Source organism: Albidovulum aestuarii, from assembly GCF_029961185.1.
Lineage (GTDB): Bacteria > Pseudomonadota > Alphaproteobacteria > Rhodobacterales > Rhodobacteraceae > Albidovulum > Albidovulum aestuarii.
Window position 1 is genome coordinate 171,912 of record NZ_JASBQQ010000006.1, and the last position, 25,663, is coordinate 197,574.

Consider the following 25,663-nt stretch of genomic DNA (forward strand, 5'->3'; position numbering starts at 1 on the left):
GCGTCTGTGACCGCTCAGTGCAGCTTGGTCTCGACCTCGCCGATCGACGCGTCGATCAGCTTGTTCTTCTCGGCCGCCGACATCTGCTTGGCGATCAGGTCGCCGGCCGCCGCCACTGCGATGTTGACCGCACTGTTGCGCACTTCGCGCACTGCTGCGGCCTCTGCCGAGGCGATCTGGTCCTCGGCCGCAGCAAGCCGCCGGGTGATGGAGGCCTTGAGGTCTTCCTTGGCCTGTTCGGCTGCTGCCATCGCCTCGCGCTTCGCGGTTTCGACGATGCGCTCGGCCTGGTCCTGCACTTCCTTCTGCTTGCGCTCGTAGGAGGCAAGGATCGAGCGTGCCTCGTCATGCAGCGCACGGGCCTCATCGAGGTCGGACTTGATGCCAGCCGCCCGCTTGTCGAGCATGTTGCCCAGAAGCGACGGGACCTTGAAGTAGACCAGCACGCCGACGAACAAGAGGAACGAGACCGTCACCACGAAGTCGGTGTTGCGGAGCGAGAAGAACGGCCCCGACGCCGCCATTGCGGGCGTTGCGGTCAGGGCAAGGAATGTCACGAGTGTCTTCATGTCCTTACCCTTTCAGTCGTTCAGTGATCGCCGCCGTCACCGTCTTGGCATCGGCCTTGGCGCCGAAAGCCGCAACGATATCGCCCGCCGCCGACTTGGCGACCTCGGCCACGTCCTTGGCAGCATTGGCGCGGATCTCCTCGATCCGCTTGGCCGATTCAGCGGCTTTCGCGGCAATCTCGGCATCCGCCTTGGCGGTGGCCTTATCGAGGTCCTTCTGGATATCGGCACGCGCTTCGGCGACGATCTTGTTCGCCTCGGCCCGCGCGTCGATCAGCGCTTGGTTATAAGCCTTCTCGGCCTCTTCGGCCTTGGCCTTCAGGTCCTCGGCTGCGGCAAGGTCATTGGTGATCGTCGACTGACGATCCGCGATAATCCCGCCGATCCTCGGCAGCGCGATGCGCGAGAGGATGAAATAGATCACGATCAGCGCAACCACGAGCCAGAAGATCTGGTTCGGGAAGTGATCGAAGTTCAGCTGCGGCATGCCCGCGGATTCCGCCGCGTGGCCCGCCGCTTCGGCCGCGTGGCCGGCAGCTTCGCTCGCCGCTTCTGTCGTTGTGTTTGCCATCTCGACCCCTTTGATACCTGTTATACAACCCGGATGGGCGCATGTGCACCCATCCGGCCGTAAGGATGGTCAGTCGAGGTTCAGACGGCGAACATCAGCAGAAGTGCCACGAGGAACGAGAAGATCCCGAGCGCTTCGGCAAACGCGATGCCGATGAAGAGGGTCGCGGTCTGGCCAGCGGCCGCCGACGGGTTCCGAAGCGCACCGGCGAGGAAGTTGCCGGCGACATTGCCCACACCCATGGCCGAGCCACCCATGCCGATACAGGCAAGGCCAGCGCCGATGAATTTGCCGAGAGCTGCTGCTGCTGCGAGTTCCATGTTGATCTCCTTACGATTGGATTAGCAGTGTTGGTGAAAGACCGGTGTCAGTGGTGCGGATGCAGCGCATCCTTGAGGTAGACACAGGTCAGGATGGTGAAGACATAGGCCTGGATGAAGGCCACGAGGATTTCGAGCCCGTACATAGCGGTGATGGCCAGGATCGATAGCGGCGTGACCACGACCCCGATGCCCGACAGAAGGATCAGCGGCGCGAAGGCCGCAAAGACCTTGATCACGGCGTGACCGGCCATCATGTTGCCGGCAAGTCGGATCGAGTGGCTGACGGGACGCACGAAGTAGGAAATGATCTCGATCAGCGCCAGAACCGGGCGCAGCGCGAGGGGCGCCGACGAGACCCAGAAGAGCGACAGGAAGCCCGCGCCGTTCTTGACGAAGCCGACGATGGTCACGGTCAGGAATACGGCGACGGCCATCACGGCGGTGACGGCGATGTGGCTGGTCGTCGTGAAGGCTTTCGGCAGAAGGCCGAGGAAGTTCGAGAACACGATGAAGCAGAAGAGCGTGAAGATATAGGGGAAGAACTTCAGCGCGTCCTTGCCTGCCACATCCTCAACCATCTTGTGGACGAAGCCATAGGCGAGTTCCGCCACCGACTGCATCCGGCTGGGGATGATCGCCCGGCCACGGGTGCCGAGCACGAAAAGCGCGGTGATGGCGAGAACCGTGAGGGCCATCCACAGTGTCACGTTGGTGGGCGTCAGCATGCCCACGGCATCGCCACCGAAGAGCGGCTTGACGATGAACTGATCCATCGGATGGAAAGTCAGACCTTCGCTTTGCTCTGCCGTCGCCACGTCTATTCCCCTTCGTCTCTGGCGGGCTTGCCCGCCGCCTGTGCATCCTGGATTTCCCGCGCCGTGCGAAGCATCGTCTTCACCCCGGCCACGAAGCCCAGCAATATGAACAGCACCAGAAACAGCGGCATGGTCCCGAAGACCGTATCCAGCCCGTATCCGATGCCGAAGCCGATGGCTAATCCGGCCACCAGCTCGATCACCATCCGCCAGCCTTGGCTCGCGGCAGAATAATGCTCATCCACACGGGGCTTTGGCGCGCTGGCCTTCTTGATCTCGGCGAGCCGTTTCTCAAGCGCCTCCAGACGCTCAGGATCGGGCTCGTCGGACATGAAAACGCCCCCTCGGACCGTCGCGCGATAGCTAGAGCGTGTCGGCGCGTGAGTCAATGCGGGTTTGGTGGTCGAAGACCCCATTTAAGGATTTGATTTTGTTATAACTTCCAGATCATGACCCCTGGGCCAGACGACGTAGCCAATGCCTGAGCCGGTAAATCAGGCCTCAGAGCCATATTCAACCGCGCGGTTGAGGATTGTTTTGCGCCCGCCCGAAGACGCGCCGCATGATCCGGCCGTCGATGAAGAGAAGCCCCAGAAAGATCAGCGCCATCCCGGCGATGTGTGCCGTGGTCAGAACCTCGCCCAGAAAGAGGATGCCCAGTGTCACCGCCGAGACCGGCGTAATGAACGTGATGGTCGATGTTGTCGTCGCGCCGACCCTTGGCAACAGCCAGAAAAGCAGGATGAACGAAGCTGCCGTCAGAACGAAACCGATGAAGAAGAGCGCCCCCCAGGTTGCCGCCTCGCGGATCACCGGCACCCCTTCCGTCGCCAGAACGACCGGTGTCAGCGCGAGTGTCCCGGCCAGAAGGGACCATGCGGTGATGACCACCGGATCGGTGCGGCCAAAACGGCGGAACCAGTTGACGGCGAGGCCGTAACAAAGCGGTGCGAGCATGCAGAAAAGAAGAGCGCTGAAATGGCTGCCCGCCCCCTCATCGAGTGCCGGAAGGGCCAGCGTGACGATCCCGGCAAACCCCGCCGCGACGCCCAGAGACTTGAGCCAGGTCGCCCGCTCGCCCCCCGGCCAAAGCTGCGAGACGGTGACGACCATGACCGGCGTCAGCGCATTGATGATCCCCGCCTCGCCCGAGGTGATGACCTGCTGAGCGGCGGGAAAGATCGTCAGCGGCACGGCATACTGCAGAAGACCGAAGATCGCCGCATCGCGCAGGAAGGCGCGGCTGACCTTGCCGATCTTTCCGCTGGCGGCCAGCCAGAGCCAGCAGCCGAGTGCGCCGAAGCCCACGCGGCCGAGCCCGGTCTGAAAGGGGCCAAGTTCCCGCAGGAGGATCTCGTTGAAGAACATCGACGAGCCCCAGCCGATGCCAAGGACGAAGATCAAGGCCCAGTATCTGAACGGCATAAGCGTTTCCCTCACCTGCGGCCACCAAACACTGCCGACGCACTGGCGTCCACCCGGAACTTGCGGGTTTGGATGGCGCTTTGTGCGGTGACGTATAACCACTATTGATCATGGTCTTCCGCGCCGTGCGCCGCCGGTCTAATCTGGCGTCATGACCCGGCGCACCCCGAGCCTTGACGCAATTTTTGCCGCCCTTGCCGATCCGACCCGGCGGGCAATTCTGACCATGCTTCTGGAAGACGACATGGCCGTCACCGATGTGGCCGAACCTTTCGAGATGTCACTTGCCGCGATCTCCAAACATCTCGTCGTTCTGGCTGAAGCCGGTTTGATCAGTCAGGAGCGGCGCGGGCGGGTCAAATGGTGCAAGCTTGAACCGGATGCGATGCGCGCGGCCACGGTCTGGATCCAGGGCTTCGGCCATTTCGACCCGGTCGACTTCGATGCGTTTGAACGGTTCCTCGCCACTGAACTGCCTGACCAACCGTAACCAAATTGAGTGCCCGCTTGTGTGCACTCAACTGGATCGGGCGGATCCTCGGAGTGCAGGTGTCTCTTCTTTTAGTAGCAGGATCAGAGCCAGCGCCGTCAGTGCGACACCGGCCGCGACAAGCAAAGGTGGGGCGGTTTGGCCGAGCGCGATCTGCCAGAGGATCACCCAGGAAGGTGTCAGGTAAGTATAGGCCATGACCTTGGAGGAGGGCAGGTGCAGGGTTGCGTATTGCAAAAGGAGGAAGGTCGCGGCACTGGCGAAGATTGTCGTATAGGCCAAGGTTACCCAGACGATCATGGGCAAAGCCGACCAGTCGGTCGCGCGGATCGCGACCCAGCCATAGATCGTGGTCACGATGCTTCCGGCGATCAGCATGCCGAAGGTGAAGACAAGCGGGCTTTCGCCCCGGTTTAGCCGCCGGACCAGCGGGGTATAGATCGCATGCGCTACGCAACCCACGAAATAGATCGCCTCACCGCGTCCGATCTCGAACCGCATCAGCGCCGCGATGTCGGCGCGGAAGATCACCCACAGAGCGCCTAGCGCGCCGATGGCAAGCGCCGCTGCAATGCGGGGTGTTGTGACCTGCCGAAGCAGGAGCCAACCGAACCCGGCCGAAAGAACGGGTGTCAGCGTGAAAACGGCCGCCGCAGACACCGCGGGGGCCGTCTTCAGCCCCTCGAACATCAGGATGAAGTAGCTCGCAAAGATGGTGCCGAGGACCGCATAACGCCATGGTGCTGCCAATGCCTGTCGCGTCAGACCTGTCGTCGCGAAGACGAGGGAGCCGATGATCACCCCGGCAAGCAGGAACCGCAGGGCCGTGAAGGCTGTGGGTGAAATCAGGTTCGCCATCAGCGCGCCGAGCGAGAACGACCCCGCGACCAGCGCCGAGAAGAGCAGCATCGCCAGATGGCCGCGCATGGGTCCCGACATGGTCAGCACATTCCGCAGCCCTGCGCGTCTTCCTTCAACGCCTTGAGGAAAAGCTGGATACGCGGTGTCCGATGAAGATCGACATGGGTCACAAGCCAGAGCGGGCTGTCCCAGTCAGCCCGCTGCGGCAGCGCCTCGACCAGATCCGGGTAACGCCGGGCCAGCAGCACCGGCAGGAATCCTATCGCCGCGCCACCCGTCACGGCCTCCAATGCGACCGAGTCCTCGTTGGTGCGGAAGGTGATGGCGTCGGGGGGCACCCGGCTCATCAGCCAGCGATTGAAGGGCGCGCGGCTTTCGGGATCGACTGGGCCGACGAAGCGATGCTTCGTGAGATCATCCTCGCTTTCGGGCAGACCATGACGATCGACATAGGTCGGGCTGGCATAAAGTCCGCGCCGGTGGGTGCAGAAGGCCTGAACCACGTTGTCCGGCTCTTGCGGTTTGCCGCCTGCGCGGATCGCCACATGCGCCTCACCATATTCCAGCCGGAAGAGACGCGCGTCCGAAACATAGCGGACCTTCAGGTCAGGATAGTCGCGCTGCAACCGGATCAGGGTCGGGGCAACCAGTTCCGCAAGTCCGGGCAGCAGGGTCACGACGATTTCGCCGGAAATGTCATTGCCCGCCCCGGTGATGCGGGCGGCGAGATGGGCGAACTGATCCTCGGTCGCCTGCGCAACCTTCAGAAGCTCCTGTCCGGCCTCGGTCGCGGTATAGCCACGCGCATGGCGCTGAAAGAGTTTCGCGCCAAGACGTCCTTCAAGCGAGTCAATATGGCGGATCACGGTGGCATGGTGGACACCCAGTACATCGGCGGCGCCGGATACGGTGCCGATACGGGCCACTTGGTAGGCTGTCCGTATCTCATCCCAGTTATCCATCGCTTAGCTCCTTGAAATATCTGACTTTGCGTCAAGGTTTCTCACGAAAAGTTATTGTGCATCCGTGAACATGACCTGGGAAAAAAGCCGCATTTTCTGCGCGAATGCAATGCCTATCTCGGTGTCATGAACGGCGACCGGCACTTTCGAACCAACCGGTCGGGTTCCCCTGAAACCGGCCCATCGCTCCCGGGCCACCCATATGGCGGGACATCCCGCGACACTGAAAGGACAGACCAATGATTGCTAAAGTAACCCTCTCCGCCCTCGCCCTTGCCCTTGCTGCCCCGGCCTTTGCCGCGACCCAGCTTGAACGCTCCGCTGGTGTTGAGCCGGGCGCCTATACGCTGGCGCAGATCGGTGAAATCGCCTCGGCTGATGAGGCAAATGAAGCGGCGCGGCTGAAGGCCTTCTATGCCGATGGCGGCAATACCGTTTCGCGCGCTGACTTCACGGCCACGGTTGCGGCCGAGCGTGGCGGGTTCAGCAAAGGCTCCGACCGCTGATCCGGTGAAACCGATGCACGGCGCGCGAAGGGTATCCTTCGCGCGCCGTTTGCTTTTCGCGCGGCCTGTTGATTGCGTTTACCTCAGCCGTTTAAGGATATCGAGGCTGGCATAACCATCCGGGACCAGACCTGCCTTGCGCTGAAAGGCGCGTATCGCTGCGATCGTGTTGGGACCGATCTTGCCGTCGACGCCCTGCGTGTCAAAGCCCGCGCTCGTCAGCCGTTCCTGCAATTCCCTCCGCTCGGCCAGCAGCAGCGCCCGATCTTCCCGCGGCCAGTCGGCGCGGATCGGGTCGCCGCCGCGGATGCGATCGGCAAGGTGGCCGACGCCAATCACATAGGCATCCGCCGTGTTGTAGCGCTCGATAACGTGAAAATTCTGGAAGATCATGAAGGCCGCGCCTTTCGCCCCTGCGGGAAGCAGGATTGACGCAGGCCCGTGATCCGAGACCGGGTTGCCCGCTACATCGCGGATGCCCAATGCCGCCCAGTCGGCAGGCGACTTCTTGATCCGCTCACCGGTCAGTTCCACGTCGAACCCGTCGGGCAGGCGCACCTCCACACCCCAGGGCTGACCTTTCGTCCAGCCGAAGCCGGAGAGATAGGCGGCCGTCGAGGCGAGCGCATCGGAAGGATCGTCCGACCAGATGTCTCGTTTGCCGTCGCCGGTGAAATCTACTGCGTAGTCGAGGTAGGAAGTCGGGATGAACTGCGTGTGCCCCATTGCGCCCGCCCAGCTTCCGGTCATGGCGCGTGGGTCCACATCACCCGCCTGAACAATCGTCAGCGCAGCGATCAGCTGGCTTTCAAAAAACGCGCCTCGCCTGCCATCATAGGCCAGCGTTGCCAGCGCCTCGATCATCGGCGTTGAGCCGCGAAAGGTGCCATAGGCGCTTTCCAGACCCCAGATGGCCACCACCACTTCCTTCTCGACCCCGTAGACTGCCTCGATCCGCCCCAGCAGGTCGCGATGCGCCGCCAGTGCCGCCTTGCCATTGGCGATCCGCGTGTCGGACGCCGCGCTGTCGAGGTAGTCCCAGATCGTCTTGGTGAATTCGCTCTGGTTGCGGTCCTTCTGAATTACATCGGCATTGTAGTCGATGCCGTCGAAGGAGCGGTCGAGCACGGCTTTGCTGATCCCCTGCGCCATGGCCCGGTTGCGGAACCCGGCGATCCAGTGATCAAAGCCTGCATTCGCGGTGACCTGCACCGGCTGTTCGGGTCCGCCCATGATCGTATCCTGCGCTTCGGGGGGCTGTGGCGTGATCCCCGCGGCCCCGGCCATCACCGGAAGCAGTACCGCAAGGGTCGCGATCCGAGCCTGTCTCAACATACCGCACCTGCCTGTCCGTTTTTTGTTGGACGAACTTTATCGTGACCGTGCCTTTCGGAAAAGCGGGGAGTTGCGGATGGGCGGGGCTCCGCCCCATCGGGTCACTTGCGGCGGCGTTCGACCTTGCGGCGGGTCTTGCCTGCCTTGATCCGCGCCGCACCGGCCCGGCGGCCGATGGGCTTGCCGCGCCGACCAAGCGCTCCAGCGGCCATCGGCGCGCCCTCAATCTCCAAAAGTTCCAGCATCAGTCCGCCGGTGACCGGCACCGCCTCGGCCAGCCGCACGGTCACGCGCTGGCCCATGCCGATCACCGTGCCGGTATCGGCGCCCATCAGGGTCTGGCTTTTCTGGTCGTAATGGAAGAATTCGCGCCCCAGCGTTCGGATCGGGATGATCCCGTCCGCCCCGGTTTCGTCGAGTTTCACGAAGAGACCGAACCGCGCGATGCCGCTGATCCGACCAGTGAATTCGTTGCCGACGCGCTCGGAGAGGTATGAAGCCAGATAGCGGTCGGTCGTGTCGCGTTCGGCCGCCATCGAACGGCGCTCGGTATCGGAGATATGCTTGGCGGTTTCCTCCAGCATCTCGATATCCTGAGGCGACAGTCCGTCCTCGCCCCAGCTATGGCCGAGGATCAGCGCCCGGTGCACGATCAGGTCGCTGTAACGCCGGATGGGCGATGTGAAATGCGCGTAGTTCTTCAGCGCGAGCCCAAAATGGCCGAAATTCTCGGCATTGTAGTAGGCCTGCGTCATAGACCGCAAAGTAGTGATGTTCAGCAGTTCGTCAAAATCGGTGCCCTCGGCCTGCGCCAGAAGCTTGTTCAGATGTTCCGTCCTGAGGACCTGCCCCTTGGCAAGCGTGAAGCCAGACGCCACCGCGACCTCGCGCAGTGCGTCGAGCTTGTCCGGTGACGGTTCCTCATGCACCCGGAACAAGAGCGGACGGCGGAGGCGGATCAGTTCCTCGGCGGCAGCGACATTGGCGAGGATCATGAATTCCTCGATCAGCCGGTGCGCATCCAGCCGATCCTTGAAGGCGACCGACAGGACCTCGCCCTCTTCGTTAAGCACGATCTTGCGTTCGGGCAGATCGAGATCCAGCGGTTGGCGCATTGCGCGAGCGGTCTTCGTCGCCTCGTAGGCGGCATAGAGAGGGGCAATCATCTCGGGCAGCAACTCAGCGCAGCGCTCGTTCGGGTTTCCGTCCTGCGCGTCTTGCACTTCGGTGTAGTTCAGGCTGGCAACCGATTTGATCATCGCGCGGGTGAAGCGGTGCGACACCTTCCGCCCTTTGGAATCAAGCTTCATCCAGACGGCCAGAACCGCCCGCGCGACACCTTCGTGCAGCGAACAGAGGTCACCCGAGAGCCGGTCGGGCAGCATCGGCACGACGCGGTCGGGGAAATAGGTTGAATTGCCACGGTGCCGCGCCTCGCGGTCAAGGGCCGAACCGGGAGTTACGTAGTGGGCCACATCGGCGATTGCGACCCAGACGATATGGCCTCCCTGATTCTTCGGGTCCTCATCGGGGTGGGCATAGCATGCGTCATCGTGATCCCGCGCATCGGCCGGGTCGATTGTGACAAACGGCAGGTGCCGCAGATCCTCTCGGTCGCCCAGGGGCGCGGGCTTCATCGCGTCGGCTTCCTCGATCACCGCATCGGGGAAATCGTCGGGAATGCCGTGTTGGTGGATCGCGATCAGCGACACGGCCCTCGGCGCTGAAGGATCGCCGAGCCGTTCGATGATCCGTGCCTTGGGCAGACCCATCCGGCCCTTGGGCCCGGCCTGCTCGGCCTCTACCAGTTCGCCGTCCTTCGCGCCCTGCGTCGCATCGGCGGCGACCAGCCATTCCTTTTCCGAGCCCTTGTCGATGGGCACGATCCGCCCGCCCTCCGTCGCCTTGCGGAAGATGCCGATGACCTTGTGGGGGTTCGCGCCGATCTTGCGGATCAGGCGCGCCTCATACTGGTAATCCTCACCCCGGACCTCGTTGACGCGGGCAAGGATGCGGTCGCCTTCGGCCACCGGCGCGTCAGCCTTGCGCGGGCTGAAGAGGACGCGTGGTTCCGGGCCTTCGCCTTGCCATTCCATTGCCTTGGCGAACTGGTCACCGTTGCGGTCGGGCGGCAGGATTGTGAGAATCGTGACAGGCGGCAGCTTATCGGGGTCGCGATAGGTCTTGCGGCGGCGCTCCAGCGTGCCTTCCGCCTCCAGCTCTTTCAGCAAGCGCTTCAGCTCGATCCGGTCGGCGCCTTTGATGCCGAAAGCCTTCGCGATATCACGTTTGGCGGTCAGGCCGGGATTGTCGGCGATCCAGTCGAGTATTTCGGTTTTGGAGGGGATACGAGCCATGTTGCCTCGCTAGCATGCCGGGAAAGCGCCGTCATGCGGAAAGCTACTCATGACGTTCAACGAAATGCGCAGGGTGTAACGCGGTCTTCTTGACCAGTTCAGGCGAAATAATCCCTGAGGATGCGGGAATAGATCGCCTTCAACTGGCCGATCTGCGCGACCTCAACCCGTTCGTCGACCTGATGCATGGTCTTGCCGACAAGACCGAATTCGACGACCGGGCAATGATCCTTGACGAAACGCGCGTCTGACGTGCCACCCGATGTTGAAAGTGCGGGGGTCACCCCGGTCTCGGCCTCAACCGAAACCGCCACCATTCGAACGAAATCACCCGGCGGTGTCAGGAAGCTTTCGCCGGAAACCTCCACGTCGAGGATGAAATTCACGCCCGTTTCCGCCTGAACTGCCAACGCATGCTCACGAAGCCGGGTAGCGAGGGTCTCCGACGTATGTGCGTCGTTGAAGCGAATGTTGACCCGGGCGATCGCACGGGCCGGGATAACATTGGTCGCAGTATTTCCGGTGTCGATCGTGGTGATGGCGAGGGTCGAGGCATCGAAATGTTCCGTCCCTTCATCCAGGGGCTCGGAGGCCAGCCGGTCCATCAGCCGCACCAGTGAGTGCAAGGGGTTCTTCGCGCGGTGCGGATAGGCCGAATGGCCCTGCACGCCTTCGGCGGTGAAGGTCACCGACATCGAGCCGCGTCGGCCGATTTTCATCATGTCGCCCATTCGCTCCGGGCAGGTCGGCTCCCCAACAAGGCAGACGGACATCGCCTCGCCCCGCTTTGCCATCCAGTCCAGAAGCGCGAGCGTCCCGTCTTTGCCCGGCCCTTCCTCGTCCCCGGTGATCGTCAGGACAATCGCTCCGTCGGGCGGTGTGTCGCGCACGAAATCCACGGCCGCCGCGACGAAAGCCGCGACCCCCGATTTCATATCGGTTGCTCCCCGGCCCCAGAGCCAGCCATCGCTGATCTCGCCCCCGAACGGATCGCACGTCCAGGCGGCGGCATCGCCCACTGGCACAACATCGGTATGACCATTGAAGCCAAAGGTCCGGTTTGCGCCTTGCCGACCCCACCGGGCAAAAAGGTTTGGCGTACCGTTCCTGTCAACCCGGTGACAGTCAAATCCGGCATCCGCCAGAAGCTTCTGCAACAGGACCAACGCCCCGCCTTCCTCGGGCGTAACCGACGGGCATCGGATGAGATCGGCGGTCAGTTGAACGGGGTCAATGTCGGTCGGCACGGGTGAATGCTCCTTCATATGTGCCCTAGCGATATCCCCTATGCTCCGGGCCTTCAATGCACCCGCTGTGATCCTGCTGCCACCTGATCTCTAATGGCATGAAACCGTTTCAGAAAAGGGATTCACAACTGCCCGCCTATCAGCCATAATGACCGCCACAACAAAGACCCGAGGCAGGGCAGACGCGACCGGGGCGGCAAACGCTCCGGACAGAGCAGGCAACCAGACCGGGACCAGCCCGCTTTTTTGCGTATGCCGATTTCGTGGGGCAGGAGGCAGGCATGAGGTCCGTGGAGCTGGCTGGATGAGCTGGCGCGCACTTCGCAACAACGACGGTACGATCCATACCCCCTGTTCGGGCGAGGTTCCCGGCTGCCTTGGCTGGGGCACGCTGGTGATGGAGATCAATCTCGCCGCGCTGGCCCGGTCGCGTACGCCACTGATCCGCCTCACGCCACGGCGCGAACCGGAACACATCTTTGCGCTGGAACGTACGCCGGATGGCCGACTGCAGCTCTTGCGGCGTCATGGCGGAGAGGTTGGGCATCTTTCGATCGGTCTCGGGCGTGAACCATCGATGGGTACGCTGCGGCTGTCCTATCACTGGGATCACCATCGCGGCGTCAGCCTCATGACGGCCGAGAACCTGTCGAAGGGCACCATTCGACAGCAGGAGGCGTCGCATGCGCTGCCGCTTCTCGATGAGGAGATCGCCGCGCTCTTTGGCGGCGGCGGGGACAGCCATCTGCATCCGGCGCTCGACTGGATCGGGCTGGCCGATCATTGGCAGATCGTCGGCCCGATGCCGGGTCTTGCGGCGAGCACGTTGGTTGAGACCGTGAACGGGTCCTGCCCCGTCGCGATGCTGCGGCCCGGCGACATGGTATTGACCGCCGATGATGGGTCGATGCCTGTACTTTGGCAGGGTCGCGTGTCGGTTCCGGCCATCGGCAGTTTCCGCCCGGTTCGCATTCTTGCGCCCTGTTTCGGACTTGCGCGCGACATGGTGGTTCTGCCGGGTCAGCGCCTTGCCCTGTCGGGCGCCGATGTCGAGTACCATTTCGGCGAGGAAGAGGTGCTGATCGAGGCGCGTCATCTGGCCAACGGCCAGACCGGGGTTTGGGAGCCCGAAGCCGAAGTGACCGCCTGCCACGGCGTGCTGTTCGATCGCCACGCCCTGATCCGCGCCGACGGGCTTTGGACGGAAAGCCTCTATTTGGGGCGCATCGCCCGCAATCCCGATCTCGCCCGGTCTATTGCGCCGGGTGCGCTGGTGGAAACCGGGAGTTTGCCGATCCATACCGGTCCTGCGCGGAGGGAGCTGATGGACTACGAGGCGCTCGCATTGATGCTGTCGATGCTGAACAGCCGCTCGGTGGTTGCGGCCTGATTCTCAATAGTCGTGGACATGTTCCAGACGCGCCTGGCCAGAGGTCAGCGTGCGGAGCGTCGGCCCAAGGTCGCTGACCGCGATCAGCAGCAGATGGCGGTAGTCATCGTGCCCCTGCCGCGCCATGGAGGCGAGTGCGCCGGGCCAGTCCGGATTGCCGGAAAGAACCGTCATCAATACGTCGTCATTGCCAGCGATTTCGACCATTTCCGCCCCACGCGATGCGAGGTTTTGCAGGATCAGCGTATAGGCGCGGTAGCGGTCGGTCTCGATCTCAACGCCCTCGGGCCGGGCACCGATCAGTGTGACGCCGGGCACCTCCGCCAACGTCTCGGGTGACAGCCCCTCGACAATGCTGCGCAGCCGCAGCTCATCGTGGCCGACGCCCTCAACCGCCGCCGCGATGACGCGGGCATAGGCCGCCTTCACCCGGTATTCGAGGCCAAGGGCGAAGGCCCGCTCGCGGTCGCGGAAGGCCGCAGTCCGTGCGGCATCCAACGCCGCCGCATCAGATGTGAAATCCCATCGATACCAGGGCACCTGACTGAGAAACGTCGCATAGTCTGACGCCTGCCGGGCGGAAAGCGTATCGAGCGGTGCATGGTCCGGCCCGCGCAGCCAGACCGCAAGCCGTCCGAGGGTTTCCTCATAGGCCGCCTTGGCCAGCATTTCGGCAGTGAAGCTGACGCCGATGGTATAGACCATCTGCTTGGTCTCGACCGGGAAGCCACCGTGATTGCCCGAGGCCGCCGACAGATCGCAAAGCGAGGACCAGAAGCCCCGGATCGAGGCGAGAAAGCCGAAATCCTGCGGATCGTCTTTGGCGATGACGGCGGCATAATCCTCATAGGCATGGACGATATGCCATTCCGGGTAGGTCAGAAGCGTCCGCGATTCCGGACGCTGCCAGTCCGGCGCGGTTATGATCGGGCTATACGTGTCAGCGACCGTCGTGCCGCGGCAGGCGGTTTCGATCCAGAGAACCGGGGCGAGGAGGACAAGCACCAGCAGCAAAACTGCCAGCAGCCCCCGTTTCAGCCAGCGCCAGAGGAACCGCATCAGGCCCGCCGGAACTTGAGGCCGGACAGGAACGCCACGCCACCCAGCACAATATGCGGCGTATTGGCCGCGATCTTGAAGCCGAACGAAAGGTCTTGCACGCCCCAGCGCCAGATACCGAGGTCAAGATATCCCGATCCCGTCGCGAGCCCGAGCAACCCGTCACCAAGATAGATCGCGCCGAAGGCGATGAGGTAGAAGACCGCCGCCCGCCGCGACAGGATCGCACCGAGGAAAGCCCAGAGGGCAGAGCCGAGATGCAGAAGGTCGTCAGCGATGTCGAGTTCGAAGACGCCGCAGATCAACCCCTGATCGTCCTTGAAACCGGGGATATAGTTCAGCCCCGCCACGAAGGCGAGGATCACGAAGTAGCCCAGCGCGATCTTCTGCGGCGTGGTCATCGGTTTCTTCAGCATGATCAGAGCATCCCCATATAACGGTCCCACAGCGCGTTCCGAAGCACCAGCCCCGGATCGGCCGCCCGTTTCGCCGCGACAAACTCATGCGAGCGGGCATACCCGGCGGTGAACTGGTCGGGCCGCGCATGGGGCCTGTAGGGCAGGTAATAGGTGCCGCCCAAGGCGATCACCCGGTCGATCAGTGCCTCGGTCATCCGCGCCATGTCTGCCTCGGCACGATTGGTCATTTCCTGACTGAAGAGCATCACGGCAGCGATACGAGGACCGGGCGCAAAGGCGAGAATGCTGTCGGTGTCAGGCTCCAGCCAGCGCAGGGTCACGTTCAGCAGTTCCTGATACGATCCCGGGATCACCTCGCGGCAGGCGGTCAGGAAATCGGCGAACCGCTCGGGCGGTACGAAATATTCGTGCAGGATGTCGGTGCGGTTTGGATCACGGTCATCAAGCGTGATGACCGGTTCGTTCAGCAGCGAATTGCGGGTGACCGCTCCGCCGCCGACCATCGGGCCAAGATCGGTTTCCGTCCACCAGCGCCAGCGTTTCACCCGTTCCCGCCCCAGCTGGGCGCGGAAGATGTGGCGCGACGCTTTCGAGATGAAGCCCGAGGTCGAGGCAGGCGGCAGGTCCGACTGGTCGGCAGACGGGCAGTAGGTGATCATCAGCGCGTCTTCGAAGAACCGTGCCCGGTCGACGTTCAGGCGGCCATAGGCCATGTTGACCGTGCCGTCTTTCACGGCGGCGGCGAAGGCCGACCCGAATGCCTCGCCCGGCATTTCCTGAAAGACCGGATCAAGGCGCAGGTTCGGCGCCATTTCGACCTCGAGCTCGGTGATCAGGCCGATGAGCCCATAGCCGCCCATCGCCGCGCGGAAGAGGTTTGCGTTCTCGTCGCGCGCGGCGCGGATCAGCGAGCCGTCGGGCCTCACCATCGTAACCGCACGCACAGTCGACCCCATCGGCCCCAAGGGCGCGGGCCAGCCATGGGCATTGACCGAGAATGTCGCGGCAACGCCGAAATCGTGGTTCGACTGCATGACCTTCGGCGAAAATCCGACAGGATCGAGTGCTGCAATGACCTCAGACCAGCGCGCCCCGGCATGGACGCGATAAACCCCCGATCCCGTGTCCGGCTCCACCATGGCATTGCGGAAGGTCACCGCATGGCCACCAATTGGGATCGCCTGTGCGCCCATCGAATGCCGCGCGGCACCGATATTGACCGGACGGCCCGCGGCGGCGGCTTCCTTCAACTCGGCGCGCAGTCGTGCCACCAGATCCTCACCCGGGTTCTCTTCCATCACCAGATGCCGGTGCACTGGTGTTTTCGAGAGAAGCGAGGCGTCGTTGAGTATCGTTTCGCCGCCCTTGGGGGCCATCACCCCGGCGCCCTCGAGCACTGGCAGGCGTGACGCGAGCTCCGTTGTCGCCCAGCCCCCCAAGGCCGCACCGCCCAGAAGCAGGGCACCGCGCCGCGTCAATCCCGCCATGATCTCCTCCCTCCGGGTCGGATCCTATTCAGAGGATGACTTGGGCCTTTGTAAGGCCGACGCACAGTCGGGTATTCCCCACCTGCGATCCGGTGTCAGAGGTCGAAGGTCGCGAAAACCGGCGCGTGATCCGAAGGCTGTTCCCAGCCCCGGACATGGCGCAGCACCCGGCTGCCATGCGCTGCATTGGAGATATCTGGCGTTGCCCAGACATGATCCAGCCTGCGGCCCTTGTCGGCCGCATCCCAGTCGGGCGAACGATAGGACCACCAGCTGTAGAGAAGCCCCTCGGGGATGTCCTTGCGGGTGACATCGACCCAGTTTCCTGCCTCCATCGCCTGACCGAGATGCTCCACCTCGATGGGCGTATGGCTGACGATTTTCAGAAGCTGCTTGTGCGACCAGACGTCGTCCTCGCGCGGTGCGATGTTCAGGTCGCCAACAAGGATCGACTTCTTCGGCTGGTCGGAATGCGCCCAGTCGCGCATCGCGGTAACATAGTCGAGCTTCTGGCCGAATTTCTCGTTCTGCGCGCGGTCCGGGATGTCGCCGCCGGCGGGTACGTAGAAATTATGGATGGTGACGCCGTTCTCCAACTGCCCGGCGATATGGCGGGCATGGCCGAGATCAACGAAATCATGGGCTGCCACTTCCTTCATCGGCAGTTTGGAGAAGATCGCGACGCCGTTATAGCCCTTCTGCCCACGTGCCACCATGTGGGTGTAGCCAAGTGCCTGAAACCCCTCGACCGGGATCTTCTCGACCGGCGATTTGCATTCCTGCAGACAGAGGATATCGGGCGCTTCCTCGCGCATCAGCTTCTGTACCAGCCCTTCGCGAAGACGGACGGAGTTGATGTTCCAGGTGGCGATGGTGAAGGGCATGCGGGTCTCCTCGTCTTGCGCCGCGCGACCTTAGCTGGCCCGGTGAGCGGCGGCAACGTGCCGGACGACAGGATCGTGACTTGAGCCTGCGGCACGTCCATGCAAGATCGGCGCCGATACCGATGTTGAAAGGATTGGCCATGCGTCTGCTGCTCTCCCTCGCTCTGTCCGCGCTCCTGGCGCTGCCCGCTGCCGCGCGACCGCTGACCGCGGCCGAGGGCGAAAGCCTTGGGAAGGCAGTTGACCTCTACCTCGCAGCCATCGGCAGGGGTGATGCGGTCAAGATCGTTGGCGCTTTGCCGCCGCGCATGCTCAATGTCTTTGCCGGGGCGACCGGGGTAGAGGCGGACAAGCTGACCGACACGCTCGTCGAACAGACCAAGGCGATGACAAAGGCCGCTAAATTCCGGGACCTGGCGGCGGGACGAACCGGCCTCAACGCCGAGGACGAGACGCTTGCGGACGGCAACCAGGCGACCTGGGTCCTCTTGCCGACGGCCTTCACGACCGAGAGCAAGGGTCAGAAGACCCGACATGAACAGCCGCTTCTGGCGCTGAACGAAGGTGGTGCATGGTATTTCCTGCGGATCGAGGGGCCGCAGAGCCAGCAGCTTGTTTCCATCGCCTATCCGTTTCTGGCCAAGGTGACGTTCCCGCCCGCAAAGGCCGCTGCCGTACAGTGACCGGCCGGGCACCCTGGAACTGACAAAACGTCCTGTCATTGATAGAACGAAAGGGTCGCTCTACCGGGAACGGACCTATGAAACGCTTTTTCCTTCTTTGTCTACTCGTTCCGCTTCCTGCTTCGGCGGATGTCTGGACATTCGAAACACCGTCGGAAAACATCCAGTGTTCGGTTGGTGAAGACGTAAACGCTTCTGACCTTTACTGCGTGATCATTGAACGCAACGGACCACCCGCGCTGCCCAGACCGTCTGATTGCGCCGAGGAATGGGGGCACAGCTTTTTCATGCAGGATCATGGTCCGGTACAGATGATTTGCGAGAATTTCAGCCGCAACAAGGACGCATTCGAACGGGCAGAATATGGCGTCACCGGAACATTCGGCGGGTTTCGGTGCGATTCGTCTACCAAGGGTCTGGAGTGCCGGAATCTCGATGGCCACGGCTTCTTTCTGTCGCGTGCACGGCAGTCGGTGTTCTGAGGGGCCGGTGCCCCGCACCAGTTGTCATTGAAAATGCTTACATTTCCGACGGACAAAAAAAGGCCGGGCACAAGGCCCGGCCAGTCCAACAGGGAGGATGCCGCATCATTACCCCGATGCGACCAAGGGATTCGATTGTCTCACGCAACTAAACGATAGCCACCGGATTCGGTCACAAGAAGGCGGGCGTTTGACGGATCTGGTTCTATTTTTTGTCTTAGCCGGTAGATGTGTGTTTCCAAAGTGTGCGTAGTCACACCGGCATTGTAGCCCCAGACCTCATGCAGAAGAACGTCGCGCGCCACTACGCCTTCGGTCGCGCGGTAGAGGAATTTAAGGATATTCGTCTCTTTCTCGGTAAGGCGAATCTTCCGGTCTTTTTCGTCGATCAGCATCTTCATCGCAGGCTTGAACGTATAGGGTCCAAGCTGGAAAATTGCGTCTTCCGACTGCTCGTGGGTGCGCAGCTGGGCGCGGATGCGGGCGAGCAGGACCGGGAACTTGAAGGGCTTGGTGATGTAGTCGTTGGCGCCCGCATCAAGGCCAAGGATCGTATCGGCATCGCCGTCATGGCCCGTCAGCATCAGGATCGGGCATTTCACGCCCTGCTTGCGCATCTTCTTGCAGAGTTCCCGCCCATCCGTATCGGGCAGGCCGACATCGAGGATGACCAGATCATAGATACCTTCCTTGACCTTCTCGATCGCGTCATGGCCATTCCCGGCCTCGAACACGTCGAAATCCTCGGTCGAAACCAGTTGCTCGGCCAGGGCCTCGCGCAGATCGTCCTCGTCATCGACGAGCAGGATTTTCTTCAGATTGGCCATAACCTTGTCTCCTTCTTCCCCCATCAGATGCGTGCGAGGGGGGCATTCGGCAAGTCACGCGCCCGCGATTTCACGCGCTCGTGTCGCAAGGGCGGGAAATGTTTCAATTTATGTCGCATCGGACTATCTAGGAGTGCAACTGACAGCGCGGAATGTAACATGCAGCTTGGCCCCGATATCGTCGAACGCCTGAACCGCGCCCGCGCCGATCTGCGCATGGGCGTGCCGGTGGTGCTGCGTGCGGGCGGCGATGCTGTGCTGGCGCTGGCCGCGGAGGCGCTGGTTCCGGCGCGGTTTGCGGCCCTTTCGGCGCTTGGGCCGACCATCATTGCGATCACGTCACGGCGGGCCGAGACGCTGAAGGCCCGCGCCTATGATGGCGATATCGCCAGGCTGACGGTGCCCGGCGATGCGACGCCGGCCTGGGTGACGGCCATCGCCGATCCGGCCGACGATTTGCGTTCGCCGATGAAGGGACCATTTCTATCGGTGCGCGAAGGCGATCCGACCCTTGCCCGCGCGGCGATTCAGTTGGCCAAATCCGCGCGACTTCTTCCCGCCGCGCTGCTCGTACCCGTACCCGATCCCGCCGGGATCGCCGCTGCTGAGGGCCTGACGCTCATCGATTGGGACAAGGCGGCCCCTGAGATCGCGCGTGCAAGTGCGCTGCATCCCGTTATCCATGCCCGTCTGCCAATGGAGGCGGCAGAGGCCGGGCGGCTGCATGTCTTCCGTCCTGAGGATGGCGGCGAGGAACACTACGCGATCGAAATCGGCCAGCCCCCGCGCGACAAGCCGGTTCTGGCGCGGCTGCATTCAGCCTGTTTCACCGGTGATTTGCTGGGCAGTCTGAAATGCGATTGCGGTCCGCAGCTACGGGCCGCCCTTGGCCAGATGGGGGCGGAAGGGGCTGGCGTTCTCCTCTACCTCAATCAGGAAGGCCGCGGCATTGGTCTTGCCAACAAGATGCGGGCCTATTCATTACAGGATCAGGGGTTCGACACGGTCGAGGCCAATCACCGGCTGGGTTTCGAGGATGACGAACGCGATTTCCGGCTTGGCGCGGCGCTTCTGAAGAAGATGGGTTTCGGCGCCGTCCGACTTCTGACCAACAACCCCGCCAAGATCCGCATGATGGAGGCGAACGGCATTACGGTTGCCGAACGCGTGCCCCTTAAGGTCGGCCGCACAAGGCATAACGAAGGTTACCTCGCCACCAAAGCGCGGAAGTCCGGCCACCTGTTATGAGTCCGTCCGACCTTGTCCTGACGCCGACCGGCCTGCGATTCATGGGCCGGACCTTCCCGGTCTCGATTGGTCGTGGTGGCATCAGCACCGACAAGCGCGAAGGAGACGGCGCAACCCCTGCCGGCATCCACCGGATCATCGGTCTTCTTTACCGCGCCGATCGGATTGCCGCGACTGCGCTGCCGCCCTGGGCCCGGCCGATCCATCTGGAGGACCGCTGGTGCGACCTCTCCGGCCATCCCGACTACAATCACCTGACCCGCAAACCCTTCGGCAAAAGCGCCGAACGCCTCCGCCGCGCCGATCCGCTTTACGATCTGATCCTGCCCTTGGACTGGAACTGGCCCGATGCGGTGCCCGGCAAGGGTTCGGCCATCTTCATCCACGGCTGGCGCCGACCGGGCTATCCGACGGCAGGTTGCCTTGCCTTTGCACGCGCCGACCTCTTCTTCATTGCCCGCCACGCGGCACCCGGTACGCGGGTCATCGTGGCACCTCGAGACTGACCCTTCGGCACCCCTTCCAAGCCCGGGACTGCGCGAAATTCGTGACGTCTGACCGGCGCGTGTCGGAATCCAATGAAAGGATGTCCGAAGCTGTCATAGCCCGATCGGGTACCGATGGGGCATTTAGCAAGCATGTAGCGCAGGGGACGACATGCACTATTCGGGCTTCAAGGTTATCAAAGAGGCGCTGACCGGCCACAAGGGCTGGAAACCAGCCTGGCGCGATCCGGAACCGCAGGACCGTTATGACATCGTCATCATCGGCGGCGGTGGGCACGGGCTTGCCACGGCCTATTATCTGGCCAAGGAATTCGGCAAGGCGCGCATCGCTGTGCTGGAGAAGGGCTGGATCGGCGGTGGCAATGTGGGCCGCAACACCACGATCATCCGGTCGAACTACCTTCTGGATGGCAACGAGCCCTTCTACGAGTTCTCAATGAAGCTCTGGGAAGGGCTGGAGCAGGATTTCAACTTCAACGCCATGGTCAGCCAGCGCGGGGTTCTGAACCTCTGCCACACGGATGCGCAGCGCGATGCCTACCGGCGGCGGGCCAATGCGATGCGGCTGAACGGCGTCGATTCCGAACTGCTGGATGCCGAGGGGGTGCGCAAGATGGTGCCCTTCCTCAATTTCGACAGCGCGCGCTTTCCGATCAAAGGCGGCCTTCTGCAGCCGCGCGGCGGCACGGTGCGTCATGATGCGGTGGCTTGGGGATACGCCCGTGGTGCCGATATGCGCGGTGTCGATATCATCCAGAACTGCGAGGTCACCGGTTTTCGCATCGAGAATGGCAAGGTCACGGGGGTCGAGACATCGCGCGGGTTCATCGGCGCGGGCAAGGTCGGTTGCGCGGTGGCGGGGTCTTCGGGCCGGGTCATGGCGATGGCGGGGATCAATCGCCTGCCGATCGAAAGCCATGTTTTGCAGGCCTTCGTCACCGAAGGGCTGAAGCCGGTCATTCCGGGCGTCATCACCTATGGGGCCGGGCACTTCTATGTCAGCCAGTCCGACAAGGGTGGCCTTGTCTTCGGCGGCGATATCGACGGCTATAACTCCTATGCCCAGCGCGGCAACCTGCCGGTGGTGGAGGATGTCTGCGAAGGCGGCATGAGCCTGATGCCGATGATCGGCCGTGCGCGTCTGTTGCGCATGTGGGGCGGGATCATGGACATGTCGATGGACGGCTCGCCGATCATCGACCGCACGGATACCGACGGTCTCTATTTCAACGGTGGCTGGTGTTACGGCGGCTTCAAGGCGACGCCTGCATCGGGCTGGTGCTTTGCCCATCTTCTGGCAACCGACACGCCGCACGACACCGCAAAAGCCTATCGTTTCGACCGGTTCCGCAAGGGGCTGATGATCGACGAAAAGGGTATGGGCGCGCAGCCCAACCTGCATTGATAGGGTCTGACAGATGATCATCAATCACCCACTTCTGGGTCCCCGCGACAGCCAGGAATTTACCTATCTCGGCGATGCGAGCCTGATCGACCGGCCCGACTGGCAGGCCGAGGACGCCGTGGACCGGTTCTATGACTATCTTTACGAACGTGAGAACCCGGCAGGCGAACACCGCGAATTGTGGTTCCACGAACAGGGCGACCGGTCCTGGCTCGTCGTGACCCGCAATACGCTCACGCATGAGATTACCAATGTCGAACTGGCCCGCGATGTGGCCCGGGCAAGGGGACGCGGCAAATGAGCCAGATCAACCGGATCAGCGGCGGTCAGATCGATCGCGCGAAATCGCTCAACTTCACCTTTGACGGCAAGAGCTATCAGGGCCATCCCGGCGATACGCTCGCCTCGGCGCTTCTGGCCAACGGCGTGCGGCTGATGGGGCGGTCGTTCAAATACCACCGCCCGCGCGGCCTGCTGAGCTCGGGCTCGGAAGAGCCGAACGCGCTGGTCGAACTGCGCACCGGCGCGCGGCAGGAACCAAACACGCGGGCCACCGTTGCCGAACTTTTCGACGGGCTGGAAGCCAAAAGCCAGAACCGCTGGCCGTCGCTCGCCTTCGACGCGATGGGGGTCAACGACAAGCTGTCGCCCTTCTTGGCCGCAGGCTTCTACTACAAGACCTTCATGTGGCCGAAAGCTTTTTGGGAAAAGCTCTACGAGCCGATCATTCGACGTGCCGCGGGCCTCGGCAGCCTGTCGATGGAGGTCGACCCGGATACCTATGACAAGGGCTTCCTGCATTGTGACCTTCTGATCATCGGCGCGGGGCCCGCAGGCCTTGCCGCCGCGCTGACGGCAGGCCGGGCAGGGGCCGACGTCATCCTCGCCGATGAGGATTTCGCACTGGGTGGGCGTCTCAATGCCGAGACCTTCACCCTCGGCGACGCTTCCGGCGCGGACTGGGCCTCGGCCACGGTGGCCGAACTCGCCAACCTGCCCAATGTGCGGCTGATGCCACGCACCACGATTCTCGGCGCCTTCGATCACGGGATCTATGGCGCGTTGGAGCGGGTGTCGGATCATGTCGCTGTGCCCGCCAGCGGCAAACCGCGCCAGACTCTTTGGCGGATCTATACCAAACGCAGCCTGCTGTGTGCAGGCGCGACCGAACGGCCCATCGCCTTCGACAACAATGACCGTCCCGGTATCATGCTGGCCGGATCGCTGCGGGCCTTTGCCAACCGCTGGGCCGCCGTTCCCGACCGGCAAGTCGCGATCTTCACCAACAATGATGACGGCCACCGCACGGCGACCGACCTTCTGGCCAAGGGCGTCCGCGTGGCTGCGGTTATTGATACGCGCGCCGACGCGCCGCGCATGGCGGATTGCGAGCTTCTGGCCGGGGCCGAGGTCATCGACTGCAAGGGGCGGCTGGGCCTGACGTCGATCACGGTGCGTTTGGCTGGTGGCCAGACGCGGCAGATCGCCTGTGGTGCGCTGGGCGTGTCTGGCGGCTGGAACCCGAATGTGCATCTGACCTGTCACCAGCGCGGCATCCCGGTCTGGAACGAGGCGCTGGCCGCCTTCGTTCCCGGCACGAACCCGGTGGGCATGAGCGTTGCCGGGGCTGCGAATGGCACATTCTCGACCGCCGCAGCCCTTGCCACCGGTGCCGAGGGTGCCGTCCGGTCGCTGGCTGATCTGGGGTTCAAGGCGAAGGCAGCCGACCTGCCGCCGGCCGAGGATGCGCCGGTCAACCTGTCGCCCTTCTGGTACGTGAAAGGCGCGAGCCGAGCCTGGATCGACCAGCAGAACGATGTGACCGTGAAGGACGTGAAGCTCGCCCATCAGGAAGGCTATCGTTCAGTCGAGCATCTGAAGCGTTACACCACGCTCGGCATGGCGACTGATCAGGGCAAGACTGCGAATATGGGCGGGCTTGCGATCATGGCCGAGATGACGGGAAAATCGATCCCGGAAACCGGCACCACGATCTTCCGTCCGCCCTACACGCCCGTGCCCATCGCGGCATTCGCGGGCCGCTCGGCGGGAGCCGATTTCCGCCCCGTGCGGCTGACGCCCAGCCATGTATGGGCCGCCGAACAGGGCGCGGTCTTTGTTGAAGTCGGCATGTGGAAACGTGCCCAGTGGTTCCCTAAGCCTGGCGAAACCCACTGGCGCCAATCGGTTGACCGCGAGGTTCTGGCAACGCGGCAATCGGTCGGCATCTGCGATGTGACGACGCTCGGCAAGATCGACGTGCAGGGCACCGATGCGGCCGAATTCCTCAACCGCATCTACGCCAACGCCTTCGGCAAGCTCGCCGTCGGCAAGGTCCGTTACGGGCTGATGCTGCGCGAGGACGGGATGGTCATGGATGACGGCACCACCGCCCGTCTGGCCGAGGATCATTTCGTCACCACGACCACGACCGCGAATGCCGTCAGCGTCTACCGCCACATGGAGTTCTGCCGTCAATGCCTCTGGCCCGATCTCGACGTGCAGATCATCTCAACGACCGAGGCCTGGGCGCAGTTATCGGTCGCGGGCCCGAATGCCCGCAAGCTTCTGCAGAAGATCGTCGATGCCGAGCATGACATCTCGAACGAGGCCTTCCCCTACATGGCCTGCGGCGAGATCACGGTTTGCGGCGGTCTCCGCGCGCGGCTCTTCCGCATCTCGTTCTCGGGCGAACTTGCCTATGAAATTGCCGTGCCGACGCGCTACGGCGACGGTCTGATCCGGGCGATGGTGGAGGCGGGCCGCGAGTTCGACGCGGTGGTTTACGGGACCGAGGCGCTGGGCGTCATGCGGATCGAAAAAGGACACGCAGCGGGCAATGAGCTGAACGGCACGACGACGGCGCTGAACCTCGGCATGGGCGGAATGGTGTCGAAAAAGAAGGACTCGATCGGCTCCACGCTCTCCGAACGCGAGGGGCTGACCCGCGACGACGCGCTGAACCTCGTGGGTTTCCGCCCCGTCGACCGCAGCCGGGCTTTCGTTGCCGGATCGCATTTCATCAACAAGGGCGATGCGGCCAATGCCGCCAACGATCAGGGCTACATGACTTCGGTCGCCTATTCGCCGAATCTCGGACATACGGTCGGGCTCGGCTTTCTCAAGAACGGTGCAAACCGCAAGGGAGAGATCCTGCGCGCGGTGAACCCGGTCGCCAATGAAGAGGTCGAAGTCGAAGTGGTCAGCGCCCATTTCGTCGACCCGGAAGGAGAACGTCTCCGTGCATAATCTGGCAGCCATCACGCCGCTTGGCGGCGCAAACGCCCGCGAGGACCGCATCGGCGGCATCACCATCGCCGAGAAACCGGATCGTGCCATGGCGTCTCTCGCCACCCGGATGGGTCGCGACGGCGATGTCGCGAAGGCAGCGAAAAAGCTCTTTGGCTTCGCCCTGCCGGAACCCGGACGGATGGAGTCCAAAGGTGACTGGGCCGCATTCTGGACCGGTCCCGGTCAATGGATGGTGACTGCGCCCTTCGTCAGCCACGAGGATATCGCCCCGATCGTCAAGGCTGGCCTCGGCGATGCCGCCTCGATCACCGAACAGACCGATGGCTGGGCGCAATTCGACGTGGATGGATCTGATGTGGTTGATATGCTGGAACGTCTCTGTCCGGTCCCGTCCCGCCGTATGAAGGCGGGCGATGCCACACGAACCTCCATCGAGCATCTCGGCTGTTTCGTCCTTTGCCGGGTAACTGGTGAATCTTTCACCGTGATCTGCCCGAGGTCTTCAGCGGCATCAATGCATCACGCGCTTTCCGTAGCGGCCCGAAGTATCGCCTGAGCAC

27 protein-coding genes are annotated in these 25,663 nt (G+C 62.9%); 11 read left to right on the top strand and 16 right to left on the bottom strand.

From position 1 onward, the window contains the following. Positions 1 to 14: 14 nt before the first annotated feature. The 6 genes from QKW60_RS14685 to QKW60_RS14710 form a co-directional block, all read right to left on the bottom strand. Complete coding sequence (locus QKW60_RS14685; RefSeq protein WP_282369760.1) at positions 15 to 569, bottom strand: F0F1 ATP synthase subunit B; 555 nt, start codon at positions 567 to 569, stop codon at positions 15 to 17. 4 nt (positions 570 to 573) lie between these two features. After that, the gene (locus QKW60_RS14690) at positions 574 to 1,140 is read right to left on the bottom strand and encodes a F0F1 ATP synthase subunit B' (protein ID WP_282369762.1); all 567 of its coding nucleotides are present in this window, start codon (positions 1,138 to 1,140) and stop codon (positions 574 to 576) included. A gap of 80 nt (positions 1,141 to 1,220) precedes the next feature. Further along, positions 1,221 to 1,460, bottom strand: coding sequence for a F0F1 ATP synthase subunit C (locus tag QKW60_RS14695; protein ID WP_263720507.1), 240 nt, complete (start codon positions 1,458 to 1,460; stop codon positions 1,221 to 1,223). A 47-nt stretch (positions 1,461 to 1,507) separates the two neighbouring features. Then, positions 1,508 to 2,278: a F0F1 ATP synthase subunit A gene (locus tag QKW60_RS14700; RefSeq protein WP_282369767.1), complete on the bottom strand. Its 771-nt coding sequence runs from the start codon at positions 2,276 to 2,278 to the stop codon at positions 1,508 to 1,510. A 2-nt stretch (positions 2,279 to 2,280) separates the two neighbouring features. Next, positions 2,281 to 2,610 carry an AtpZ/AtpI family protein gene (locus tag QKW60_RS14705; RefSeq protein WP_282369768.1) on the bottom strand — a complete coding sequence of 110 codons (330 nt, stop codon included), beginning with the start codon at positions 2,608 to 2,610 and terminating at the stop codon, positions 2,281 to 2,283. A gap of 181 nt (positions 2,611 to 2,791) precedes the next feature. After that, a complete protein-coding gene (locus QKW60_RS14710) occupies positions 2,792 to 3,703 on the bottom strand; it encodes a DMT family transporter (protein WP_282369770.1) in 912 nt (303 codons plus the stop codon). 151 nt (positions 3,704 to 3,854) lie between these two features. Here QKW60_RS14710 and QKW60_RS14715 point away from each other — a divergent pair, with 151 nt between their 5' ends. Continuing rightward, positions 3,855 to 4,193, top strand: a complete 339-nt coding sequence (locus tag QKW60_RS14715; protein ID WP_282369772.1) for an ArsR/SmtB family transcription factor — start codon at positions 3,855 to 3,857, stop codon at positions 4,191 to 4,193. 27 nt (positions 4,194 to 4,220) lie between these two features. Here the strand turns inward: QKW60_RS14715 and QKW60_RS14720 are convergent, their stop codons facing one another. Both QKW60_RS14720 and QKW60_RS14725 read right to left on the bottom strand, forming a co-directional pair. Further along, positions 4,221 to 5,132, bottom strand: a complete 912-nt coding sequence (locus tag QKW60_RS14720; protein WP_282369773.1) for a DMT family transporter — start codon at positions 5,130 to 5,132, stop codon at positions 4,221 to 4,223. A 2-nt stretch (positions 5,133 to 5,134) separates the two neighbouring features. Continuing rightward, positions 5,135 to 6,016, bottom strand: a complete 882-nt coding sequence (locus tag QKW60_RS14725) for a LysR family transcriptional regulator (protein WP_282369775.1) — start codon at positions 6,014 to 6,016, stop codon at positions 5,135 to 5,137. A gap of 239 nt (positions 6,017 to 6,255) precedes the next feature. On the opposite strand from QKW60_RS14725, the gene QKW60_RS14730 reads away from it, so the two are divergent. Beyond that, entirely contained in the window at positions 6,256 to 6,522 is a 267-nt protein-coding gene (locus QKW60_RS14730; protein WP_282369777.1) for a hypothetical protein, read from the top strand. A 78-nt stretch (positions 6,523 to 6,600) separates the two neighbouring features. Here QKW60_RS14730 and QKW60_RS14735 read toward each other — a convergent pair whose 3' ends face one another. From QKW60_RS14735 to dapE, 3 genes are all read right to left on the bottom strand, one after another. Beyond that, positions 6,601 to 7,857, bottom strand: coding sequence for a lytic murein transglycosylase (locus QKW60_RS14735; protein WP_419762689.1), 1,257 nt, complete (start codon positions 7,855 to 7,857; stop codon positions 6,601 to 6,603). Between the two features lie 101 nt (positions 7,858 to 7,958). Continuing rightward, a complete protein-coding gene (gene rnr / locus QKW60_RS14740) occupies positions 7,959 to 10,214 on the bottom strand; it encodes a ribonuclease R (RefSeq protein WP_282369779.1) in 2,256 nt (751 codons plus the stop codon). 98 nt (positions 10,215 to 10,312) lie between these two features. Then, on the bottom strand, positions 10,313 to 11,461 hold the full coding sequence (gene dapE, locus QKW60_RS14745) for a succinyl-diaminopimelate desuccinylase (RefSeq protein ID WP_282369781.1): 1,149 nt from the start codon (positions 11,459 to 11,461) through the stop codon (positions 10,313 to 10,315). 304 nt (positions 11,462 to 11,765) lie between these two features. On the opposite strand from dapE, the gene QKW60_RS14750 reads away from it, so the two are divergent. Next, a complete protein-coding gene (locus QKW60_RS14750; protein WP_282369783.1) occupies positions 11,766 to 12,851 on the top strand; it encodes a Hint domain-containing protein in 1,086 nt (361 codons plus the stop codon). A gap of 3 nt (positions 12,852 to 12,854) precedes the next feature. Here QKW60_RS14750 and QKW60_RS14755 read toward each other — a convergent pair whose 3' ends face one another. From QKW60_RS14755 to QKW60_RS14770, 4 genes are all read right to left on the bottom strand, one after another. Continuing rightward, the gene (locus tag QKW60_RS14755) at positions 12,855 to 13,910 is read right to left on the bottom strand and encodes a hypothetical protein (protein WP_282369785.1); all 1,056 of its coding nucleotides are present in this window, start codon (positions 13,908 to 13,910) and stop codon (positions 12,855 to 12,857) included. After that, complete coding sequence (locus tag QKW60_RS14760; RefSeq protein ID WP_282369787.1) at positions 13,910 to 14,326, bottom strand: hypothetical protein; 417 nt, start codon at positions 14,324 to 14,326, stop codon at positions 13,910 to 13,912. The genes QKW60_RS14755 and QKW60_RS14760 overlap by 1 nt, the downstream gene beginning before the upstream one ends. 2 nt (positions 14,327 to 14,328) lie before the next feature. After that, the gene (locus tag QKW60_RS14765; RefSeq protein WP_282369790.1) at positions 14,329 to 15,816 is read right to left on the bottom strand and encodes an FAD-binding oxidoreductase; all 1,488 of its coding nucleotides are present in this window, start codon (positions 15,814 to 15,816) and stop codon (positions 14,329 to 14,331) included. Positions 15,817 to 15,911: 95 nt separating this feature from the next. Then, positions 15,912 to 16,700, bottom strand: coding sequence for an exodeoxyribonuclease III (locus QKW60_RS14770; RefSeq protein ID WP_282369792.1), 789 nt, complete (start codon positions 16,698 to 16,700; stop codon positions 15,912 to 15,914). A gap of 140 nt (positions 16,701 to 16,840) precedes the next feature. Here QKW60_RS14770 and QKW60_RS14775 point away from each other — a divergent pair, with 140 nt between their 5' ends. Continuing rightward, entirely contained in the window at positions 16,841 to 17,383 is a 543-nt protein-coding gene (locus QKW60_RS14775) for a hypothetical protein (protein ID WP_282369794.1), read from the top strand. Between the two features lie 77 nt (positions 17,384 to 17,460). Then, entirely contained in the window at positions 17,461 to 17,865 is a 405-nt protein-coding gene (locus QKW60_RS14780; RefSeq protein WP_282369796.1) for a DUF6636 domain-containing protein, read from the top strand. Between the two features lie 140 nt (positions 17,866 to 18,005). Here the strand turns inward: QKW60_RS14780 and QKW60_RS14785 are convergent, their stop codons facing one another. Then, the gene (locus QKW60_RS14785) at positions 18,006 to 18,692 is read right to left on the bottom strand and encodes a response regulator transcription factor (protein WP_282369798.1); all 687 of its coding nucleotides are present in this window, start codon (positions 18,690 to 18,692) and stop codon (positions 18,006 to 18,008) included. A gap of 159 nt (positions 18,693 to 18,851) precedes the next feature. On the opposite strand from QKW60_RS14785, the gene ribA reads away from it, so the two are divergent. The 6 genes from ribA to QKW60_RS14815 all read left to right on the top strand — a co-directional run bounded on the left by ribA (position 18,852) and on the right by QKW60_RS14815 (position 25,659). After that, positions 18,852 to 19,940, top strand: coding sequence for a GTP cyclohydrolase II (ribA, locus tag QKW60_RS14790; protein WP_282369800.1), 1,089 nt, complete (start codon positions 18,852 to 18,854; stop codon positions 19,938 to 19,940). Next, positions 19,937 to 20,446: a L,D-transpeptidase family protein gene (locus tag QKW60_RS14795; RefSeq protein WP_282369802.1), complete on the top strand. Its 510-nt coding sequence runs from the start codon at positions 19,937 to 19,939 to the stop codon at positions 20,444 to 20,446. Before ribA ends, QKW60_RS14795 begins: the two co-directional genes overlap by 4 nt. Positions 20,447 to 20,597: 151 nt before the next feature. Then, positions 20,598 to 21,851: a sarcosine oxidase subunit beta family protein gene (locus tag QKW60_RS14800; protein WP_282369803.1), complete on the top strand. Its 1,254-nt coding sequence runs from the start codon at positions 20,598 to 20,600 to the stop codon at positions 21,849 to 21,851. 13 nt (positions 21,852 to 21,864) lie between these two features. Next, positions 21,865 to 22,152 (top strand): sarcosine oxidase subunit delta, encoded by a 288-nt coding sequence (locus QKW60_RS14805; protein WP_282369804.1) that lies wholly within the window; start codon positions 21,865 to 21,867, stop codon positions 22,150 to 22,152. Continuing rightward, complete coding sequence (locus QKW60_RS14810; protein WP_282369805.1) at positions 22,149 to 25,100, top strand: sarcosine oxidase subunit alpha family protein; 2,952 nt, start codon at positions 22,149 to 22,151, stop codon at positions 25,098 to 25,100. Before QKW60_RS14805 ends, QKW60_RS14810 begins: the two co-directional genes overlap by 4 nt. Next, positions 25,093 to 25,659, top strand: coding sequence for a sarcosine oxidase subunit gamma (locus tag QKW60_RS14815; protein ID WP_282369807.1), 567 nt, complete (start codon positions 25,093 to 25,095; stop codon positions 25,657 to 25,659). The genes QKW60_RS14810 and QKW60_RS14815 overlap by 8 nt, the downstream gene beginning before the upstream one ends. Positions 25,660 to 25,663: the final 4 nt, after the last annotated feature.